Consider the following 2,444-nt stretch of genomic DNA (forward strand, 5'->3'; position numbering starts at 1 on the left):
CCAGCGCGACACCCCCGAACAAACATACGACGCGTTCCTTGACTACATCACCAGCCGCACCTTTGACTACGACTTCGAACACCTACCAACAACGCCCCCCGACAACGATCTTGTTTAAAGCCGGCCATAGTCCACGGGCCGTCTCCATTCGAGCAGTTCGATCGAATCAGATGTTCCTGCAGTAAGCGTGATTCAATACGCTCAATCTCGTTGTCAACGTCGTCGCCTTTGGGCATACTTTCCCTCAGTCTCCTTCTGGTGTATCAGAGATGGCTGAACGAGCGGTCCCGCCAGCCGCATCCTCTTGAAGCCGGTCGAAATCGCTGACGTAGCGGCGGTCTTGGATGAGACGGAATCGCTCGAACTCGCTCAAGGCGTAGTCGTCAGCTTGGGCCTTCGAGATATGGCCGGCGCCTTCTAAAACCTGGCGATCGTCGAGATCGAGGAAGGCATCTAACCGCTTGGCCCAGTCTTCCATGGTCATGGGGATGTGGCGTCGAGCACGCGATTCGGCGAGATCAAGGAAGGAGTTGACGAGTCGGCCAAGATCCTCAAGTTCCTCGCGGGTCAAGTAGTTCTTGCCTATCGTGACGTCACCTCGCAGGATCTTTCCGTCTGGGCTACTACCCCAAGTGGTCAGTCCCATGTGAGGGCGGTCGGCGTCAGCGCGCTCACGGATCAGTTCGGCGGCGGTGTGCCCGTGGACTGCGTAGTGCAGCTTGTTCTGGACAGTGGCAAAGAAGCGTTTTGTAGTGGGAGCATCGCGGTTGTAGTCCACGCTGGTGGCGTAGATGTCCGTGACCTTCTGGTAGAAACGTCGTTCAGACAGCCGTATCTCGCGGAGCTCTTCCAGGAGTCGCTCGAAGTAGTCCTCACTCAGGAATGTGCCATTGGCCATGCGCTCTCGGTCGATAACGTAACCACGGATGGCGAAGTCGCGCAGCACTCGTGTTGCCCACTGGCGGAACTGGGTGGCTCGGACCGAGTTGACACGGTAGCCGACAGATATGATGGCATCAAGATTGTAGTGAGGGACGCGCCTGTTGACTTGACGTGAGCCTTCGGTTCGAACCTGTAAAAATTCTTTACAGGTTGCCACTTCCGTCAATTCTCCGGACTCATAGATGTTGCGGAGGTGGATCGAGACATTGGCTCGGGTCGTGCCGAACAGTTCCGCCATGAGCTGCTTGGTTAACCAGAGTGTCTCATCTTCGTAGCGCGCCTGGATCGAATCAGCGCCCTCTTGGGCGATGAAGATGAGGAACTCGGCGGTTGAGTTGCGAATGAGTTTGTCTGGGCGATTTGGTGGCACGGCGTCCTGTGTCATGAATCTATCATACCCCGTGCGGATGATATGTATGCATATTAGGCGAGAGCCTGCGTTTTATTTATTGTGTGACACGAAATTTGGCTGTCGCAGCGAATGGGATTACCTGGTCGAATGCGTCCAGTATTTTGTTCTCTGGGGTGAGTGGCGTTTTTCGGACACTGGGAGATTTTGTTCTCCTTTGATCCGATGGGATGGAGTCATGTCTAGGGCGAAGTATTCTGGTGAGCTGCTAGGAGCAGGTCGTGCTCGAGGTCATCGAGAAGGGGCGGTCGGTGACAGAGGTTGCCTCGTCTTATGATTTGGTGCCGCAAACAGTGCGCAACTGGATCGGCAAGTACAAACGGGAACATGCCACCGAGGAAGACAGCAAGGCTGCTTTAGAATCAGCTGAGATCGCGAGGTTGAAGAACGAACTGCGCGAGCTGCGTCAGGGATGCGAGTTCCTAAAAAAGCAGCCGCCTGGCTTGCGAAAGAACAGCGGTGAGTCAGCGGTACGAGCTTATCAATCGCGAAGAAGGCAGATATCCGATTGCTTCGATGAGTCCGGTGGGCAGGCGTACCGGGAGTCCGGCTACTACTCATGGCGTGACCGAAGGGACTCACAGTCGGCATCAAGGAAAAAAGAGCTCGGCGTGCTCATCAAGGCCGAATTCGATGAGCCAAGACGGCCGGTGCGGTTATCGGAGAATCGCCGCTATTTTGAGTCGGAAAGGCACGATCGTCTGCCCCAGGCACGGCCTGGTCGATCATGCACGACCTGGGCCCCGCTGCACTACACGCACTGAGAAGTCCGCACCACTGTGCCCGCCCGAGGACCTGGATGATCGTCCAGACCTGGTCAAGCGAGACTTCAGCACCCCCTGCCCCTGGTGTGAAGTGGGTGGGCGACATCACCTATATCCGCACCTGGGCCGGGGCTCGTCTACCCGGCAACCGTTCTGGACTGTTGCACGAAGAAGGTCGTGGGCTACTGAGCCTTTCTCACCAGGTGTCTTTATTGAGGTTGATGATGACGAGTGCGGTGGCGGTGATGGTGGTGATGGCCTTGGGGTCGAGGGTGACTCTCTGGAGGGCTTTGAGGTGCTTGAGCATGGCGTTGGCTCTTTCGGCTGGG

Annotated in this window: 2 protein-coding genes; one reads left to right on the forward strand and one right to left on the reverse strand. The window is 56.5% G+C overall.

Features of this window, described 5'->3' with window-relative positions; genetic code table 11:
• Nucleotides 1-244 precede the first annotated feature (244 nt).
• Nucleotides 245-1,327 carry a virulence RhuM family protein gene (locus tag EUC46_RS12335; RefSeq protein ID WP_128774451.1) on the reverse strand — a complete coding sequence of 361 codons (1,083 nt, stop codon included), beginning with the start codon at nt 1,325-1,327 and terminating at the stop codon, nt 245-247.
• Between the two features lie 245 nt (nt 1,328-1,572).
• Here EUC46_RS12335 and EUC46_RS12340 point away from each other — a divergent pair, with 245 nt between their 5' ends.
• Nucleotides 1,573-2,115, forward strand: a complete 543-nt coding sequence (locus EUC46_RS12340; protein WP_128774452.1) for a transposase — start codon at nt 1,573-1,575, stop codon at nt 2,113-2,115.
• Nucleotides 2,116-2,444 lie beyond the last annotated feature (329 nt).

Source organism: Actinomyces oricola (assembly GCF_004104015.1).
Lineage (GTDB): Bacteria > Actinomycetota > Actinomycetes > Actinomycetales > Actinomycetaceae > Actinomyces > Actinomyces oricola.

Excerpts from the sequence above, each read along its gene's own strand:
- EUC46_RS12335 (WP_128774451.1), bottom strand. The coding sequence starts at position 1,327 with ATGACACAGGACGCCGTGCCACCAAATCGCCCAGACAAACTCATTCGC.